This window comes from Rhodococcus sp. 15-725-2-2b (assembly GCF_002259075.1).
Classification (GTDB): Bacteria; Actinomycetota; Actinomycetes; order Mycobacteriales; family Mycobacteriaceae; genus Rhodococcoides.
Window position 1 is genome coordinate 40514 of record NZ_NPFL01000007.1, and the last position, 18328, is coordinate 58841.

17 protein-coding genes are annotated in these 18328 nt (G+C 64.6%); 8 read left to right on the top strand and 9 right to left on the bottom strand.

Annotated elements, in window-relative coordinates:
• Positions 1–85 precede the first annotated feature (85 nt).
• Positions 86–1216: a PrpF domain-containing protein gene (locus CH306_RS10020; RefSeq protein WP_094646585.1), complete on the top strand. Its 1131-nt coding sequence runs from the start codon at positions 86–88 to the stop codon at positions 1214–1216.
• A gap of 20 nt (positions 1217–1236) precedes the next feature.
• Here CH306_RS10020 and CH306_RS10025 read toward each other — a convergent pair whose 3' ends face one another.
• Positions 1237–2133 (bottom strand): LysR family transcriptional regulator, encoded by an 897-nt coding sequence (locus CH306_RS10025; RefSeq protein ID WP_032395496.1) that lies wholly within the window; start codon positions 2131–2133, stop codon positions 1237–1239.
• Positions 2134–2315: 182 nt separating this feature from the next.
• On the opposite strand from CH306_RS10025, the gene CH306_RS10030 reads away from it, so the two are divergent.
• Genes CH306_RS10030 through CH306_RS10045 form a run of 4 tightly spaced genes read left to right on the top strand, consistent with a single transcriptional unit; the run spans position 2316 to position 7470 of the window.
• Entirely contained in the window at positions 2316–3446 is a 1131-nt protein-coding gene (locus CH306_RS10030; RefSeq protein WP_094646493.1) for a PrpF domain-containing protein, read from the top strand.
• Between the two features lie 45 nt (positions 3447–3491).
• On the top strand, positions 3492–4607 hold the full coding sequence (locus CH306_RS10035; RefSeq protein WP_094631914.1) for an ABC transporter ATP-binding protein: 1116 nt from the start codon (positions 3492–3494) through the stop codon (positions 4605–4607).
• The gene (locus CH306_RS10040; RefSeq protein WP_082073875.1) at positions 4604–6364 is read left to right on the top strand and encodes an ABC transporter permease; all 1761 of its coding nucleotides are present in this window, start codon (positions 4604–4606) and stop codon (positions 6362–6364) included. The genes CH306_RS10035 and CH306_RS10040 overlap by 4 nt, the downstream gene beginning before the upstream one ends.
• Positions 6364–7470, top strand: coding sequence for an ABC transporter substrate-binding protein (locus CH306_RS10045; RefSeq protein WP_094646494.1), 1107 nt, complete (start codon positions 6364–6366; stop codon positions 7468–7470). Before CH306_RS10040 ends, CH306_RS10045 begins: the two co-directional genes overlap by 1 nt.
• Positions 7471–7523: 53 nt before the next feature.
• On the opposite strand, the gene CH306_RS10050 is transcribed toward CH306_RS10045, so the two are convergent.
• Entirely contained in the window at positions 7524–8129 is a 606-nt protein-coding gene (locus CH306_RS10050; RefSeq protein ID WP_094646586.1) for a TetR/AcrR family transcriptional regulator, read from the bottom strand.
• A gap of 61 nt (positions 8130–8190) precedes the next feature.
• Between CH306_RS10050 and CH306_RS10055 the strand changes: the two genes are divergently transcribed.
• Positions 8191–9726, top strand: coding sequence for an acetyl-CoA acetyltransferase (locus CH306_RS10055; RefSeq protein ID WP_256981120.1), 1536 nt, complete (start codon positions 8191–8193; stop codon positions 9724–9726).
• A complete protein-coding gene (locus CH306_RS10060; RefSeq protein ID WP_256981121.1) occupies positions 9710–10519 on the top strand; it encodes an enoyl-CoA hydratase-related protein in 810 nt (269 codons plus the stop codon). The genes CH306_RS10055 and CH306_RS10060 overlap by 17 nt, the downstream gene beginning before the upstream one ends.
• Before the next feature lie 31 nt (positions 10520–10550).
• Here the strand turns inward: CH306_RS10060 and CH306_RS10065 are convergent, their stop codons facing one another.
• Both CH306_RS10065 and CH306_RS10070 read right to left on the bottom strand, forming a co-directional pair.
• On the bottom strand, positions 10551–11444 hold the full coding sequence (locus CH306_RS10065) for a serine hydrolase (protein WP_179273013.1): 894 nt from the start codon (positions 11442–11444) through the stop codon (positions 10551–10553).
• On the bottom strand, positions 11441–12295 hold the full coding sequence (locus CH306_RS10070) for a LysR family transcriptional regulator (RefSeq protein ID WP_179273020.1): 855 nt from the start codon (positions 12293–12295) through the stop codon (positions 11441–11443). Before CH306_RS10070 ends, CH306_RS10065 begins: the two co-directional genes overlap by 4 nt.
• 103 nt (positions 12296–12398) lie before the next feature.
• On the opposite strand from CH306_RS10070, the gene bla reads away from it, so the two are divergent.
• Positions 12399–13328, top strand: a complete 930-nt coding sequence (gene bla, locus CH306_RS10080; protein ID WP_094646499.1) for a class A beta-lactamase — start codon at positions 12399–12401, stop codon at positions 13326–13328.
• Between the two features lies 1 nt (position 13329).
• On the opposite strand, the gene CH306_RS10085 is transcribed toward bla, so the two are convergent.
• The 5 genes from CH306_RS10085 to CH306_RS10105 all read right to left on the bottom strand — a co-directional run bounded on the left by CH306_RS10085 (position 13330) and on the right by CH306_RS10105 (position 18328).
• Positions 13330–13782 (bottom strand): MarR family winged helix-turn-helix transcriptional regulator, encoded by a 453-nt coding sequence (locus CH306_RS10085; protein WP_045198085.1) that lies wholly within the window; start codon positions 13780–13782, stop codon positions 13330–13332.
• A gap of 97 nt (positions 13783–13879) precedes the next feature.
• The gene (locus CH306_RS10090) at positions 13880–14692 is read right to left on the bottom strand and encodes an HpcH/HpaI aldolase/citrate lyase family protein (RefSeq protein ID WP_094646500.1); all 813 of its coding nucleotides are present in this window, start codon (positions 14690–14692) and stop codon (positions 13880–13882) included.
• Positions 14689–15174 carry a MaoC family dehydratase gene (locus tag CH306_RS10095; RefSeq protein ID WP_369597439.1) on the bottom strand — a complete coding sequence of 162 codons (486 nt, stop codon included), beginning with the start codon at positions 15172–15174 and terminating at the stop codon, positions 14689–14691. Before CH306_RS10095 ends, CH306_RS10090 begins: the two co-directional genes overlap by 4 nt.
• Complete coding sequence (locus tag CH306_RS10100; RefSeq protein WP_094631921.1) at positions 15171–16337, bottom strand: acyl-CoA dehydrogenase family protein; 1167 nt, start codon at positions 16335–16337, stop codon at positions 15171–15173. The genes CH306_RS10095 and CH306_RS10100 overlap by 4 nt, the downstream gene beginning before the upstream one ends.
• Positions 16334–18328 carry an acetyl/propionyl/methylcrotonyl-CoA carboxylase subunit alpha gene (locus CH306_RS10105; RefSeq protein ID WP_094646588.1) on the bottom strand — a complete coding sequence of 665 codons (1995 nt, stop codon included), beginning with the start codon at positions 18326–18328 and terminating at the stop codon, positions 16334–16336. The genes CH306_RS10100 and CH306_RS10105 overlap by 4 nt, the downstream gene beginning before the upstream one ends.

An 18328-nucleotide genomic window follows, 5' to 3' on the forward strand; every position in this document is an offset into this window, starting at 1 on the left:
ACGGCATGAACATATTTCGTAATTGTGCTTGATCATCCTCTGGCCCAGGGTGGAAGCATCGGATCCTGATCGGAAGGCACAGCAGATGTTCACTCTTCGTGGAACCTGGATGCGTGGGGGGACCAGCAAGTGCTGGTTGTTCAACGCGGTCGACATCGACCCGTACGTCGCCGAGGCCGGCGGGCTCGACAACATCCTCACTGCCGCGTTCGGTTCCGGCGATCCACGGCAACTCGACGGAGTGGGTGGGGGCAGTTCGACGACCTCCAAGGCCGCGATCGTTCGTCGCTCCAGCGCTCCGGGTATCGACGTCGATTACCTCTTCGCTCAGGTCGCCATCGAGAACCGCACGGTCGAGTGGGGCAGCAACTGCGGAAACTGTGCGACGGCGATCGGGCTGTACGCCGTGCAGACCGGTCTCGTCGCCGTCGACGATCGCGTCACCGTGGTGCGCATGCGCAACGAGAACACCGGTGCAATTCTCACCGCGGAGATCTCGACCCCGGGCGGACGCATTCCCGCCGAGGGCGGCGCGGCTGTCCCCGGAACCACGGCCCTCGGTGTGCCGGTGGGGCTCACCTTCACCGACCCTGCCCCTGACCGACCGACGATGCTTCCCACCGGCGCAGAGATAGATCGAGTTACGCTCGGCGACCGTGAGTTCCGAGGAACATTCGTTCGTGCCGGTGCACCCGCCGCGTTCTTCGATGCTGCCGATTTCGGGCTGGACGGTTCGGAAAGCAACGATGTCGTCGCCGCGCACGTCCCCACACTCATTGCGCTGCGTAGGCTGGCAGCGCTGAGAATGGGACTGAGCAAGCCCGAAGAGCCCGTCTCGCATGCCGTTCCGAAGGTCGGAATCATCGGACCTCCCGTGGGCTACACCACGACCACCGGTGAGCGCGTCGCCGCTGCGGACTACGACATCTCGGTGCGCATGCTCTCCATGATGGCACCGCACCCGGCGATAGGACTGACGTCGGCGGTTGCTGTCGCAGCGGCCGCCACGGTCACGGGTGGTGTGGTCATTGCCAACGCCCGCATCGGCTGGCCCGGATCGCTCCGCATCGGCACAGCGGCAGGTGTGCTGGACGTCGACTACGTCACGGATCGGGACGGATTTCTGCTATCGGTCACTCTTCATCGAGCGGTGCGTCGTATCGCCACCGCCGATCTGTTCGTCGTGCCCATGCCCACTCTCGTCGGTGCACAGTAGGCCCTGAGCGACATCGCTTCTCAGAATCGGGCGGCGACGTCCTCGAACATCTTCAGTAGCACGGTCGCACTCGGCGAGAGCTTCTGTTCCGCCAAGTGGGCCAGCAAGATCCGACGCGACGGTGCGCCCGTCAACGGGACCAATCGCACATCGTCTCGAATATTGGACAGCGCCATCCGGGGTGCGAACGACACGCCGAGGTCCACCGCCACCATGGCCTGAGCCTCCTGATAGTCGTTCGCTGCGAACGACACCGACGGCGAGAACCCGGCAGCATGGCATGCCCGTTCGAGCGCTGCACCCACCGGATGAGTGTCCTCTCTGGTGATCCACTGCTCGTGTTCCAGCTCGTTCATGTGGATCGAACTACGCTCGGCCAGATGATGATTGACGGATACGACGAGCATGGGTGGGTCGATCATGAGTTGGTGCACCGTCAGGTCCGAGTCGGTGATTCTGGCCCACTCGTAGTCCCAGAGTAGGGACAGCTCCACCTCACGGGTGTCGAGCATTCCCCGGAGCCCGGCGAATCGCGAGCTGCGCACCGTCAGTGCCACCGCAGGATGACGAGATTTGAACAGCTTCACCACGGGCGGTAGCAGACTGGCCCCTGCGGTGGGGAAGGTTCCTATTCGCAGCGTCCCGGCGCGCAGGCCGGAGAGGTCTTCGAGTTCGTTTCGTGCAGCGAGCAATTGCGTCTCGATTCGTTCTGCATGACGCACCAGAACTTCACCCGCCTCGGTCAGTCGAACTCCCCTGGCGTGGCGCTCGAGCAGTGGTTGCCCGGCTTCGATCTCGAGCTTGCTCAACTGCTGCGAGACCGCAGATGTGGTGAAGCTCAAGCGAGTTGCGGCCGCCGTGATGGATCCGGTTCGCACGACCTCCACCAGAAGCAGCAGGCGTCGGGTGTCGAACATGATCGAACCACCTTTAAGTGAAAGTTAAGGGATCTCGACTTTTTCGTAATTGTACTCGACGGCTGTGTGATGCAGGCTATGAACAGCAACCGCACGAGAGCTGCGTCACATGACCGCACGGCTCCCTCGAATGTTCAACTCCAAGAACATTTTCGAGAGTAACGATCGGAAGGTATCCGAGGATGTATTCACTGCGTGGCACGTGGATGAGGGGCGGGACCAGCAAATGCTGGCTCTTCAGCTCCGTCGACGTCGAGCCATTGATCGAACAAGCAGGATCTCTGGACGAGATTCTGGTCTCCGCCTTCGGATCCGGCGACCCCCGCCAGCTCGACGGCGTCGGCGGCGGCAGCTCGACCACTTCGAAGGCGGCCATCGTCAGCAGGTCCTCCGAGGACGGAATCGACGTGGACTACCTCTTCGCTCAGGTTTCCATCGGTGACCGAAAGGTGGAGTGGGGAAGCAACTGTGGCAACTGTGCCACCGCGATCGGCCTGTACGCACTGCAGCAAGGACTGGTGCCGATCGATCCGATCACCACCGTCGTACGGCTTCGTAACCGCAACACCGGTGCGGTGCTGCTCACCGAGATCGATACCCCGGGCGGCGTGGTTCCGACCGAGGGGTCGGCCCAGGTTGCCGGAACATCGGCCCTCGGCGTTCCGGTCGGGCTGACGTTCATCGACCTGGGTGCCGATCGCACTCGGCTGCTCCCCACCGGGGCGGTGGAGGACACCGTGGAGCTACATGGATCGCAGTACCGCGGCACCATGGTGGTCGCCGGCGCCCCCGCTGCGTTGTTCGATGCATCCGACCTGGGTATGACCGGAGCCGAGACCGCCGCCCAACTGACCGAACGTGTTCCGCTACTGGTCGAATTGCGCCGTAGTGCAGCACTGCTCATGGGACTGTCGCGCCCGCAGGATCCGATCACGCACGCAGTGCCGAAGGTCGGCATCATCGCGCCTCCGGTGGATTACCAACTCGAAGACGGAACGCTCGTCTCGGCGGGCGAGTACGACGTGTGCGTGCGCATGCTCTCGATGATGGCACCGCATCCGTCCATCGGCCTGACGTCGGCGGTCGCGGTGGCCGCTGCCGCAACCGTACGCGGCGGTGTGGTGGATCGGGTCGTCCACGGTGCCACCACCTCGACGCTGCGACTGGGGACGCCGGCAGGTGTGTTGGCCGTCGATGTCGATATCGCTTCGGACGGCAACCTCACCAGCGTGACCCTGCACCGCGCTGCACGACGTATCGCGACAGCAGAACTGTTCGTTTCCGCTGCGGCAACGGCACTTTCGATCGGATAGCTCGACCTGTGAACACGGCTTCGACGACTGAAGAAAAGGAAGATCATGAAGGTTAGCATCGAGAATCTGAGCCTCGCTTACTCGGGAAACACTGTTGTCCGCGACCTCGACCTGGAGATCGCCGACGGAGAATCCCTGGTGCTGCTGGGGCAGTCCGGCTGCGGTAAGACCAGCACGATGCGCTGTGTGGCAGGGCTCGAAACCCCAAGCGCCGGGCGCATCACGATCGGTGACCGCGTCGTCCACGACTCCGACAAGAACAAGACGATCCCGCCGCACAAACGCAACGTGGGTATGGTCTTTCAGTCCTACGCAGTGTGGCCGCACCGGACCGTGTTCGACAACGTGTCGTTCTCCTTGAAGATGCAGAAGGTCAACAAGACCGAGATGAACCAGCGCGTTCTCGAGGCCCTCGACCTCGTCGGGTTGGGTGAAATGGCCCACCGCGGAGCGAGCTTGCTCAGTGGTGGTCAGATGCAGCGGGTGGCGCTGGCTCGGTCCTTGGTGATGCGCCCCAGCGTGCTCCTGCTCGACGAGCCGCTGTCGAACCTCGATGCCCGACTGCGCGAACGACTTCGGATGGAATTGCGAGAGCTTCAGCTCCGACTCGGACTGACCACCGTCTACGTCACGCACGATCAGGTCGAGGCGTTCGCCCTTGCCGACCGAATCGCGTTGATGCAGAACGGCCGAATCGTGCAGATCGGTACCCCCGAGGACATCTACACCTCGCCGATGTCCGCCTCGGTGGCCGAGTTCCTCGGTGTCGGCAACATCTTCCGCGCCACGCCTGCCTCGGGCCCGCGCTCGACGATGGAGCTGACGGACTTCGGGCAGATTGCAGTGTCGGTCGATGCAGCGTCGGCGGCCGACGGGCCCGTCGTGGTGTGCCTGCGGCCCGAGGATCTGTTGGTCACCCCGCTGGACGATGCCGAGCCCGAGGGCCAGTCCTGGATGGGCACAGTCGATGTCGCCAGCTACCAGGGTGCGTCCATTCGATACCGCGTCACACTGGACGACGGCCCCGAGATCGAAGCCGTCGCCACCGGACACGCCAGCCGAATCCTGGGAATGGGAGAACGCGCACGGGTCACAGCAGTAGCCGGCGGAGCTCAGGTTCTCGTCGACGATCGCGTCGCCTCCGAGGCGGTGCCGGTATGAGCGCCCCCACCGACAATCGGCCCGTCACCACGACGAAGCCGCCGGTCGACACCCCGACACCCCAACGCAGGCCGGGTCCGAAGAAGTGGATTCCGACGCTTCTGCAGTTGGCTCTGCTCACCGTGATCGTGCTGTTCCCGATGTTCTTCATCGTGATGGGCGCATTCACCGACAACGCCGAGCGCACATCGCTGTTCGACTTCGGTAACTTCACCCTCGACAACTTCGCACTGCTCGGATCCTCGACGGCACGCAGTGCCCTGTGGAATTCGGCACTGGTGGGTATCGGGTCATCCATCGTCGCGCTGGCGATCGGGTGCACGCTCGCCTTCCTCGCAGCACGTACCAACGTTCCGGGTCGAAAGATGATCTACGGCATCGGTATTGCGCCGTTGTTTCTCCCGGCGCTCGTCGGGGCACTTGCCTGGGCACTGCTGGCCGGCCCGGCCACCGGTTACATCAACCTGATTCTGACTGCCATCGGTCTGCCCGGCTTCATCGACATCTACAGCTTCGGCGGAATGATCTTCATCCTCGGCATCTACTACGCGCCGTATCCGTTCCTGATGGTCCACTCGGCGCTCTCGTTGATGAACCCGGACCTCGAAGACGCCGCCAGTCTGCACGGTGCGAAGTTGACGAAGATGCTGAGCAAGATCACGTTCCCGCTCGTCATGCCTGCCGTGATCGGCTCGGGAATACTGGTTTTCGCGCTCACCGTGGAGAACTTCCCGGTGGCACAGGTGATCGGTGTGCCCGGCGGAGTCGACACACTGCCGACCCTGATCTACCGATTGATGAACGCATCGCCTGCCCGCGGTAACGACGCCGCCGCTGTCGCAGTGGTTCTCACAGTCCTGTTGGTCGCCGTCGTCGCGTTCCAGCAGCGCGCGATGAGCAGCAAGGAATACACCACCGTCAGCGGCAAAGGTGTTCGGGCGCGTCAGGTTCCGCTGCGGGCATGGCGTATCCCGGCTGCCGTGTTCGCGTGGGTGTACTTCACCCTCGCCGTTCTCCTGCCGCTCGTCGCCCTGGTGTTGGCGGCCCTGCAGACCAGCCCGTACGTCGCGAACATCGGTCAGCTCTTCGACTCGGGAGCGCTGTCGTTCTGGGGACTGGGAGAAACGTTGCGCAGTGCCGACTTTCACAGCGTGATGACCAACAGCGTGATCGTCGGTGTCGCGACCGCCGCGATCGGTACCGCGTTCTGCTTCGCCTTGGCGTACACGAGGTACCGCACGAACGCTCCGGGCCGAAAGCTGTTGGAGTACCTGGCGATGTTGCCGCTGGCTGTTCCTGCCATCGTGCTCGGCCTGGGTCTGCTGTGGACGTGGCTGGCGCTTCCACTGCCGATCTACGGAACGCTTGCGGTGCTGGTGATCGCGTTCGTGGCAGTGACGATCCCGCAGGGGTACCGCGGTGTCTCCGCGTCGATCATTCAGTTGGACAAGGACTTGGAGGACAGTGCCGTCATGTTGGGTGCACGGCGGCACCGGGCGATCTCGTTCGTCACCGCTCCGTTGCTCAAGGTCGGTCTGTCCTCGACCTTCCTGCTGCTGCTGATGCTGTCCATGCGTGAGCTCACCGCCGCGCTGTTCCTGTTCACCTCCGACACCCGGCTGCTGTCGATCGCGATCTTCGACGCCTACGACAATGGCTCGTTCCAGTCGGCTGCCGAGTTGAGCCTGCTGTACTGCGTCGTGATCGGTGTGCTCGCCGTCCTCTCGCGTCGCTTCGGATCCAAGGAAACTGTCTGATGAGAAAATTGGTTTCAGCAATCGCGTTGGGTATCGCAGTGGCAACGGCCACGGCCTGCTCACCGCCACCCGAACGCCCCGCTCTGGCTCGAGCGGCGGAGGAGATCGTCACCGACAACGGCCTCGTGATCGACGGCGAACAGATCGCCGATCCGGATCTGTGGACGCGGGCCCAGGCCGAGGGTGGCATCACCCTGTACAGCGGCTACACCGCGGTCACCGAGGCCACGGTGCTGAAGAACTTCGAGAAGGACACCGGACTCGACGTCAAGCTCGTGCGCCTCACCCCTAACCGGCTCTACGAGCGCCTGGTGGCCGAGTACGGTGCCGGTCGCCTCGATGCGGACGTCGTCAGGATTTCCGACGCCGGCTTCGTCAGCGGACTCAGCGAGCGTGGTGTGTTCCAGCCGTACACACCGCCCACGGCCGGCGAGCTGCAGGACGACGTGGTGTTCGACGGTGGCAACTACTACCGCACCTTCGATCCGATCTACACGATGGGCTACAACAGTGCGCTCATCGAGGGCGACGACAGGCCGGCGTCCTGGGCAGATCTTCTCGACGACCGGTGGAAGGGCAATCTGGGTATCGCTCAGGCCGGAGCCGGCGGTAGTGCACTGGCGCTGACTCGGTTCCAGCGCGAGGTACTCGGCGACGACTACCTCCGCGAGTACTCCTCGGAGGCAAGGGTGTTCGACTCCATCGGAGCTCAGCTCGATGCGCTCGCCCGCGGTGAGATCGAAGCAGGGACCGTCGTGGTGAGCAGCGTCAACATCGCCAACAACGAGAATGCGCCGGTCAACTTCGTGGTACCGGAGGAGGGACTGACCGCCTACGACTACTACACCGGGGTTGCATCCACAGCGAAAAACATTGCGGCCGCGCAGGTCTTCATGAACTGGAACCTCTCCAAGAGGGGACAGCAGGTCTTCAGTGATCTCGGTGAGTACTCGGTGCGCAACGATATCGACCCGCCGGTGATCCGCGGAATCGAACTGCCGAAGTTCACCGACCCCAAGGTCAACCGAATCACGCAGTCCGAGTCGATCGAGAACTCCGCCGACGACCAGGAGGCCTGGAACGCGATCTTCGGTTACAACGAGTAGTAGACCAGCTCATGTGCGGCCGCCGAGTCCACCGGACTCGGCGGCCGCACGTGTCATGTCGTGCCGATGCCATCCAGGACCGCGTCGACCAGGTTTTCGGCGTAGGCGCGGTCGGTCTCGGCTCTGTCGGCATCGGAGCGATGCGAGAAGATGACATGGCTGAATACCGCTCCGGTCACCAGTTCGAGGATTCGGGTGGTATCGGCGGACTCCGGTAGTTCACGTCTAGCCTGAGCTCGATGAACGATGAGGCGCGCTGCGACCAGTCGGCTCCGATTGAGAGTGTCGATCATGTGTCCGAGAAGATCGGGGTGCACCCGCGCATCGAGGGCGACCCTCAGACTGACCAGACCAGCTGTCCCTCTGTAACCGTGCAGAAGCTGCACTGCCAGTTCGACGAGATCCGCCCGCAGCGTGCCGAGATCGATCGGCGTCGCGAGTGGACTCCTGGCTTCCAGCGCATCGACGACCAAGGCCCCCTTGGATTCCCATCGACGATAGAGCGCGGCTCTACCGACCGAAGCACGGCGGGCAACGGCGTCGAGTGTGAAACCGGACCAACCCTTTTCCCAGTACACCTCGAGCACCGCGTCGTAGACGCGGTCTTCCAGGTGCGGATCGCGAGGACGTCCTCGTCGGCTTTTGGCTTCGTCGGTCACCCCCGGATTGTCGCACCTGGTGGCATTGCGGACAATCTCTGTCTGTAATAGGTTTGCGTCCATGAGTGCTGTACGCCAGGAGGCGTCGACGGTGGATCCGACGCGTATTCCGGTGATCGTGGCTGTCGGTGAAACAAGCGGCCGCGGCGAACCCGTGGGCGTCGAACCCATGGAACTGATCACGCTCGCTGCGACTGCGGCAGTCCAGGACTCGCCGACCTCGGAGCCGTGGATTCGCCGCGCGGACAGCATCGCGTTCTGCCATATCGCCAGCTGGGCCTACGCCAGTCCCGCCGCGGCGCTGGCACGTATCTTCGGTGCCACACCAGCAGACGTGTTCGACGCTCCGATCGGTGGACAATGGCCCGCCCGACTCCTCGATCGCGCGGCCGCACGCATCGCTTCCGGAGAGTCGGCGGTGGCGGTGATCGCAGGCGGTGAAGCCCAGGCCTCGATGAGCGCACTGGTCAAGGCAGGTCGAGACCCCGTCGACGACGGCGGGTGGAGCACCGATCCGGGCGGTCCGCCCACCTTCGACCTCGATCAACTCGGCAGCGCTGCAATGCAAGAAGCCGGTCTGATCTCACCGGTCCGGATCTATCCGTTGTTCGAGAGCCGATTTCGCTTCGAGTCCGGCGTGGATCCGGTAACGCGGCAGGCCGAGTGCAGCGAGCTGTATGCGACATTCTCCGTTGTCTCCGAGAAGAATCCGTACTCGTGGAACGGAAGAGCGAGGACGGCTGCGGACATCGGAGCGCCGTCGCCGAAGAACCGCATCGTGTGCGAGCCGTATCCGCTGTCGATGAACGCCATGCCGTTCGTCGACCAGGCGGCGTGCATCGTTGTGACGAGCTTGGCCGAAGCCCGCGAACGTGGCGTGCCCGAGAGCGACATCGTCTACGTCTGGGGCGGTGCCGGTGCCGAGGACACGGTCGACATTCTCGACCGCAGTAGTTTCGGGCGGTCCCCAGCGATGGAAGACGCGATGGACCGCGCGTTGCACGGCGCGGAGATCGGGGTCGAGCTACTGGACGTGTTGGACGTCTACAGCTGCTTCCCGATCGTGCCGACCCTCGCAACACGCCACCTCGGGACGCCGAAGTCGTTGATTCCCAGCGTGACCGGTGGGCACTCCTCTTTCGGTGGACCGCTCAGTAGTCATTCGCTGCATTCGATCACCGCATCGGTTCGGGAGATTCGTGGCGGGAAGAGCCTTGCGCTGGTGCACGCGAACGGCGGCTATCTGACGTACCATCACTCCGTGCTGTTGGCCGGCGACCAACATCCGCTCGGCTACACCGGAAATCCCGAACCTGCAGTGCTGAACTCGGATCCGCCAGCGCGAGCACCTGTCGAGGACGGGGATCTCGTGGTGGAGACTGTCTCCGTCGAGCATTCACGGCAGCAGGAACCGAACCAGGCCTTCCTCGTCGGGAGGGACGAGCGCGGACGACGCGTTGCCGCGCAGACGGCACCCGGAGACACGGCCAGTGCGCATGCGTTGTCCCTCTATCGAAGCGAACCTGCACGCGAAATCATCGGAGCAACAGTCAGTGTCGAGTCGAACGAGGGGAACATTCGTGTCCGAGGCCGATAGCATCGAACCTGTTGTACTGGCGAGGCGTGAAGGTCATGTTCTCGTCGTCACGATCAACCGACCGAAAGCTGCCAACAGCATCGACGCACGCGTGCACACGCTGCTCAGGCAGGCCTGGGAGTCGGCCGAGGCCGACCGCGACATCCGTGCCATCGTCTTGACCGGTGCGGGATCGGCGACCTTCTGCGGGGGTGCCGATCTGAAAGCCCTCGGCGCCGGAGGCCCCGGCGCCGTGACCCCGCCCGAGACCGAGCATTGGGGGTTCGCCGGGATTGTCCAACACCCGATTTCGGTTCCGATCATCTCGGCGGTGAACGGGTCGGCGATGGGAGGTGGAACCGAGATCGCTCTGGCCTCGGATATGGTCGTCGCCTCGGACACGGCAGTATTCGGCCTACCCGAGATTCGCCGCGGACTCGTCGCCGGTGCTGGGGGAGCCTTCAGGCTCATGACTGCGGTGCCGGAACACATTGCGTTGGAGATGATCCTGACGGGCCAGCCGATCTCCGCGCAGGAGGCTGCACGATGGGGATTGGTCAACCGGGTTGCCGCGCCCGACGACGTCCTCGATACGGCACTCGGTCTCGCTCGCCTGTGCGCGGAGGGCGCGCCGCTCGCGGTGCGCGCATCCAAGCGGCTCGCGCGACGTATCTCCGACGGCACCATCGCTCACGAGGAACAATCGTGGCAGCAGAACCGTCGGGAATTGGATCGACTCGCCACCACGATGGACGTCGTCGAAGGAATCACCGCATTCCTGCAGAAACGCGATCCGACATGGACCGCGCAGTGACCGCTCGGACCCGCGAACCACTGGGGTCTACTCAGCGCGAAGCCTGACGTACTGCTGTCACTGCGATTCTGGCCGCATGGCCGATGGCCTGATCGACCAGCGGGAGGTTCAGGTCCATCCGCGCTGCCCTGGTGAACACCGACACCGCGACGGGCGTCTCGCCTGGAAACGACACCACGGCGACCTCGTTGCGAATGGGCCCGATGGTGCCGGTCTTGCCCGCGACCTGCACATCCGGGTACGGGATTCCGCTACGAATCCTGTGCGGCCATACCTGCTGAGACAGAACCTCCTTCATGTACCGGCACTGCGCCGGCGAGGCCGCGGTGCCCAGCCAGACCGAGCGCAGAACGGTGTTGCTGTCACGGGGTGTGGTGCAGGAGGTGTACGCCGGATCGAAGCCCGAGCTGTCGACCACTGTGTAGTTGCTGGCCAGTAGACCCACCGCTTCGTCCGCATTCAACCGGCCGGTATCACGGACGATCTGATCACCCAGTTGTTTCGTGCCACCCACGATGCGCGTGTGTTCGAGTCCGAGATCGTCGATCACTCGGGCAACTGCATCGAGCCCCACTGCGCCGAGAAGTGCGTCGGCAGCGGCGTTGTCGGAGACGGTGATCATCGAGCGTGCGATGTCACGCCAACTCATGGTCACCGGATCCGCGAAACTTGCGATACCCGTCGGCCCGGGACTGCACTGCGCCGGAACGAGTCGCACCGAATCGGTTGCAGTCAAGGATCCTTCGTCGAATGCGCGCGCCACAGCAACGAGCAGCACGATCTTCCACACCGACGCGGCGACGACGGGGTCGTCTCCCTCGTAGTCGACGACCGTGCCCGTGCCGTCGATCCGCTCGGCGCGCACCCAACCACGACAGCCTGCGTCGGCGAATACGGCGCGCAGCTGTTCGTCGGTCGTAGTCACTTGCCGGCCTGCAACAAGATTCGGTCGATGAGATTCACCAGAACCTCGGCCTCGTCGTTGCGGCGCACGATACGCACTCGCAGGGCAACGTCGTCGGAAGAGAGGTCGAGATGTTCGGTGCCAGGCAGTACTGGACTCGCGGCAGGTACGAGCCCGAAACATCGACCTGACGCAACGCTGATCGTGACGGCGCGAAAGGTGTTCGCAACGAACACCTCTGGATCGAGAGCGCGGCGCCGAAACGCATCGAGCAACAGGTCGTGTGCTGGTGGATTCGCAGCCCGCGGTGTGGTGGCGAAGACGAGGTCGGACAACATGGTCAGTCGCGGCCGCGCCGCTCGGGCCGACCTGTGACCGACTGGAACGCTGACCCGCCGGGGTAGCGCAATCACTGGTCCGGCCACCAGTCGATCGAGTACCACCGGGTGATCGATCACGGCAACATCGAGTTCGTGTGATCTCACACGGTCCAGCAAGGACACTGCTCCGCCGGTCTCCACCCGCGCTTGGACTCCGACGGACGCGGCGATACGTGCGGCCAGTGCATCGTCCAGTTGGGGAATGAGGCCGATGCGGACCGTCTCGGACGCGGTGAGCGACTCTGCCGTGGTGGTCAATCGGCGTGCATCGTCGACGATCAAGCGAGCCCGTGGCAACAGTGCAGCCCCGTGTTCGGTGATGGCTGCACCGTCGGGTGTTCGCTCCACGAGTACGAGACCGAGGTGCTTCTCCAAGGTCTTGATCGCCCGAGACACGGGTGGCTGCGTCACCCCCAGAGTCGCCGCTGCGCGGCCGAAGTGGCGTTCCTCGGCGACGGCGACAAAATACTCGAGATGGCGAACAAGATCCATCGACCTATTGAAACACGTCCACCAGCTGCGATACCGAAGAGGAATGACGATGTCATGCCTCGGGACTTGGCCCGGAGGCAAGAGGGTGTGATCGCATGACCCCATGCGTACCTCGACATCCACCCGACTGATCATCGTGATCGCAGCGGCAACGCTGACCGCCGGCGTGGCCTGTTCCTCGACGGCCACCACCGAACCGCCGCGATCCGACACGGGCAGTGCCCAGTCCACGAGCGAACAGCCCAGTGCCGAGCAGGCGTATCTCGAGCTCGAGGCCAGGGATACCGCGCGGCTCGGCGTCAGTGTGCTCGATCTCGAGACCGGTTCCACGCAGAGTTACCGCGGGGGCGAACGTTTCGCGTTCTGCTCCACCTTCAAGGTGTATGCCGTCGGTGCCGTACTCGCCGCCGTCGATGCAGGCAGGTTGCAGCTCACCGATACCCGAACGATCACCGCCGAGGACAAGGTGCCCGAATCCGCGGTCGATTGGGAGCCTGGCTCGGTCGTCACCATCGCAGACTTGGCAGTGGCCGCACTGACCAAGAGTGACAACACATCCGGCAATCTGCTGATTCGCGAGGCAGGCGGCACCGCGGCGCTCACCGACTTCGCACGATCACTCGGTGACACCGAGTTTCGCCTCGACCGCATCGAGCCGGAATTGAACACGGCGATCCCGGGTGATCCACGGGACACCACAACACCCGACTCGCTGGCCGCCGGCTACCGAACCCTGCTCGACGGCGACGTTCTGACCGAGGCCTCGCGCAAGCAGCTGCTCGAGTGGATGGGCGACACCGAGACGTCCGCCGCCCGGTTCCGGGCGGGCATTGCGCCACAATGGACTTCGGCCGACAAGACCGGCACCGGAAGCTACGGCGTATCCAACGACGCCGGACTGCTGCTCGGGCCGGACGGGCAGAGGATCCTGCTGGTCGTGCTCAGTGCGACGACGTCGGGGGTGGAAGACTCGCCTGCCATGAATCCCTTGGTGGCTGACGCGACCAGAGCAGCCGTGCAACAGGTGGAGTGAATCAGCTTGCTGCGCGTCGAACGGCGTCGACCAACGGAACGAGATCCGGCTCGTCGGATGCGTCGTCGAGAGCCTCGCGCAACGCCGCGTCGTTGGTCGGCCGCGCGGCCTCGAGCAGGGCCAGGCCTTCTTCGCTGACGTCGGTGTAGATGCCGCGTCGATCGGTGGGGCACAGGTATCGCGTGAGCAGCCCTCGGTCCTCGAGGCGAGTGACCAGGCGAGTCGTGGCGCTCTGGCTCAGTACGACGGCATCGGCCACCTGCTTCATCTGAAGGTGGCCGCCGACCCCGTCGTGCTGCCTGCCCAGGACGTCGAGCAGCCAGTACTCACGCGCGCTGAGATTGTGGTTGGTCTGTAGCGCACGCTCGATGCGGCTCTCGATACGTCCGTGCAGGACGGAAAGCGCAAGCCAATTCTGCGCAAGGGCAGTCAGGGCGGGGTCGTGTGCGCTCATGTGTCGTGCCTCTCGGTACCTGTACTCGTGACCACCCACCATACCGCGCCGGCAATTAACGGCGCGTGCAAGTACTGGGCTAGGAGAGGGAACTGGGCTAGGAGAGGGAACTGCGCGCGACGATGCGTCGAGCATGCGCCAGCACCGGGGCATCGACCATCCGGCCGCGGAAGGTGAAGACACCGCGATTGCGGGAGACGGCGTCGAGCACGGCGGTGGCCCAGTCGAGTTCCTCGGCAGTGGGTGCATAGGCCTCGCGAATGACCGGGATGTGGCTCGGGTGAATGGCCACCTTGCCGTCGAAGCCGACGGCCACGGCGTCGTCGGCCTCCGCGCGCACCCCGTCGAGGTCGGGGATGTCGAGGAACACCGAATCGAGCGCGAACACCCCGCGTGCCTTCGCGGCCAGTAGCGTTTGCGACCGAACATGCTGTGCGACATCGCGGTACGAGCCGTCGGCCTGCCTGCTCGAGTTACCGCCCATGGCGGCCACCAGATCCTCGGCACCCCACATGACACCGATCGCATTGTCGGCGGAGAGGGCGTCGAACACAGTCATCGCACCGAGCGGGGACTCGATGAGCGCGACGACATTCAGCGGAGCCAGGGCCGCGATCTGTTCGGCCGATTCACATTTGGGGAGCATGACGGTCGTGTATCCGGTGCGCGTCAGCGCCTCGAGGTCCGCAGCCTGCTCGTCGGTGCCGTGTGCGTTGACTCGAACGATGGTGCGCGACGGGTCCAGTGGGGTAGTGGCCACGGACTCACGAGCACCCGCTTTGTCCGCTGCACCGACGGCATCCTCCAGATCGAGAATGACCACATCTGCTCGCGCTGCGGCCTTCTCGTAGCGCTCGGGACGGTCGGCCGGGCAGAACAGCCACGCCGGCCCCGGCGGAACCCAGCTCACGACGCGTCCTCCGGTGGTTGCATGCGGACGAGCGTCTTGCGCACCGCCACTGCGACGATGTCCCCGTGCTGATTACGGCCGGTGTGCGTGAAGGTCACGATGCCCTCGCCGGGTCGGGACTTCGATTCGCGTTTGTCCGAGATCACGGTCTCGGCGTACAGGGTGTCGCCGTGGAACAGTGGCTTGGGAAACGACACCTCCGAGAAGCCGAGGTTCGCCACGATGGTGCCCTGGGTCAACTGCGTCACCGACAGTCCGACAAGGGTGGAGACGGTGAACATCGAATTCACCAGACGCTGGCCGAACGCTGTCGTCTCGCTGTAGGCGGCGTCGAGGTGCAGGGCCTGAGTGTTCATCGTCTGCGTGGTGAACAGGGTGTTGTCGGCCTCGGTGATGGTGCGTCCCGGCCGGTGCTCGTAGACGGTGCCGAGCTCCATCTCGTCGAACCACAGGCCGCGCTGGCGAATCCGCTTGTCGCTCACAGTCCCAGGCTCCGTGCGATCAGCATCAGCTGAACCTCGGTTGTACCCTCACCGATTTCGAGGATCTTGCTGTCGCGGTAGTGACGGGCGACGACGTATTCGTTCATGAAACCGTAGCCGCCGTGGATCTGCGTGGCGTCGCGCGCGTTGTCCATGGCCGCTTCGGAGGCGACGAGCTTGGCGATGGACGCCGCCTTCTTGAACGGCTTGCCCGCCAACATCAGTGCTGCCGCGTCGTAGTACGCGGTGCGCGCGGTGTGGGCGCGTGCCTCCATGCGCGCGATCTTGAACGAGATCGCCTGATTGCGCGCGATCGGAGCGCCGAACGCCTCACGTTCCTTGGCGTACTTCACGCTCTCGTCGACGCAGCCCTGCGCGGCACCGACCGATACCGCGGCGATCGCGATCCGGCCCTCGTCGAGGATGTGCAGGAAGTTCGCGTACCCGCGACCTTCCTGCCCGAGCAGGTTCTCCTGGGGTACGCGCACATCGGTGAAGCTGAGCGGATGCGTGTCGGAGGCGTTCCAGCCGACCTTGTTGTATGCCGCTTCGGCGACGAACCCGGGGGTGTTCGTGGGAACGAGGATCGACGAGATCTGCTTGCGTCCGGTCGCCTCGTCGACGCCGGTCACCGCGGTGACGGTGACGAGCTCGGTGATATCGGTGCCGGAGTTGGTGATGAATTGCTTGCTGCCGTTGATGATCCAGTCGCCGCCGTCACGCTTGGCGGTGGTCTTGGTGCCGCCCGCGTCGCTGCCGGCACCGGGCTCGGTCAGACCGAACGCGGCCAAGGCCTTGCCTGCGGTGAGCTTGGGCAGCCACTGCTCCTTCTGCGCGTCGTTGCCGAAGCGGTACACCGGCATGGCACCGAGCGAGACGCCGGCTTCGAGCGTCATCGCGACGCTCTGGTCGACCTTGCCGAGCTCCTCGAGGGCAAGGCAGAGGGCGAAGTAGTCGCCGCCCATTCCGCCGTACTCCTCGGGAAACGGCAGACCGAACAGGCCCATCTCGGCCATCCCGGTGACGACCTCGTACGGGAACGAGTGCTCGGCATCGTGTTTCGCCGAGACCGGGGCCACGACCGTCCGGGTGAAGTCGGCGACGGACTTCACCAGTTGCTGGTACTCGTCGGGCAGATTCGCGGATGACAGGTGATCGGTCATGGCTGGTCCTCTTCGGTGGGTGTGGGAACGATTCGGGCGAGGATCTGATCGACGCGGACCTGATCGCCCACTGCGACAGTGAGTTCGACCGTGCCGTCGATCGGGGTGGTCAGAGTGTGTTCCATCTTCATCGCCTCGACGACGACCACGGCGGTGCCCGCGGTGACCGCACTGCCGGTGGTCGTTCCGATCGCGATGATCGAACCCGGCATCGGCGAGAGGATTTCGGCGTCACCGGAGTGCGCATCGTCCTCGCGGACGCTCGCCTCGGCAATCCGATCGATGCGCCAGGTGCCGCGAGAACTGGAAATCCAGGTGGCCGAGCCGCTTCGGGCGAAGGTCATCGACTCGCGTAAACCGTCGATCACCAGATTCACGGAATCCTCGGTGGCCGTTGCCCGGAGGGTGCGCGGCAATCCGTCGTCGACGACGACCGTCGCCGCGTCGAGTGATCCGGCGATGGACACGTGCGCCGTCCGACCTCCGGACGCGACGCGACGGTGGAACGAAGCCTTCGCGCCGACTCTCCAAGCCGATGGTGTTGCCCAGATATCCTGTCCCGCAGCCTGCCACGCGTCGAGCCACTGCACGGCGGTGGCGGCGATCAGCGCCTCGTCGGTCGCCTCGGCCGCTGCGAAGTCCTCGACGCGACGGTCGAGCAGTCCGGTATCGAGATTGCCGGCACGAACATCGTTGTCGGCGAGCAGGAACCGGGCGAACTCGATATTGGTGACGACGCCGAGTACCGCGGTGTCGGCCAGTGCACGATCGAGGCTGCGCAGTGCGGTTGCTCGATCGGGTCCGTGAGCGATGACCTTCGAGAGCATGGGGTCGTAGTTGCTACCCACCTCCGTGCCGACGGCAAGACCGGAGTCGACTCGAATCCCCGGCGCCGACGGCTCGCGCAGTCCGACAACGGTGCCGCCGGTGGGGAGGAATCCGCGGCCGGGATCCTCGGCGTAGACGCGGGCCTCGATCGCATGTCCGGTGAGCGTGATGTCGTCCTGCGCGAGAGTCAGGGGCTCGCCCGATGCCACCCGCACCTGCCATTCGACCAGGTCGAGGCCGGTGACCATCTCGGTGACCGGGTGCTCGACCTGCAGGCGAGTGTTCATCTCCATGAAGAAGAACTCGTCGGGGCGGTCGGCCGAGACGATGAATTCGACTGTGCCGGCACCGGAGTAGTCGACACTGCGGGCGGTGTTGCAGGCCGCCTCACCGATGCGTGCACGGGCTGCTTCGTCGAGCAAGGGGGACGGTGCCTCCTCGATGACCTTCTGGTGCCTGCGCTGCAGGCTGCATTCGCGTTCGCCGAGGTGGATGACGTTGCCGTGTTCGTCGGCGAGAATCTGCACCTCGATGTGCCGAGGCCGCAACACGAATCGCTCGAGGAAGAGGGTGTCGTCGCCGAACGACGACGCCGCTTCCCGGCGGGCGCTGGTCAATGCGGCGGGTAGGTCCTCGGCACGCTCGACCAGACGCATACCTTTTCCGCCGCCACCGGCGGAGGGTTTGACCAGCACCGGGAATCCGACGTCGGGAGCACCGGCGATGAGGTCGGCGTCGGTGAGGCCGGGACGGGAGATACCGGGGACGACGGGGACCCCGAAGGCGCTGACCGCGGCCTTGGCGGCGATCTTGTCGCCCATCACTTCGATGGCTTTCGCCGGCGGCCCCAGAAAGGCGATTCCGGCTTCGGCACAGGCGGATGCGAACTCGGAGTTCTCGGAGAGAAATCCGTATCCCGGATGAATGCCCTGCGCTCCTGTGGCTTTCGCGGCCGCGATCACCTTGGCGATGTCGAGGTAGCTCTCGCGAGCGTTGGCGGGACCGAGGCGTACCGCGGTATCGGCCTCGTGGACGTGGCGGGCGTCGACGTCGGCGTCGCTGTAGACGGCAACGGTGCGAATCCCCATGCGGCGCAGCGTTCGCGCCACCCGCACGGCGATCTCGCCGCGATTGGCGATCAGAACGGTGTCTATCGTGGTCAT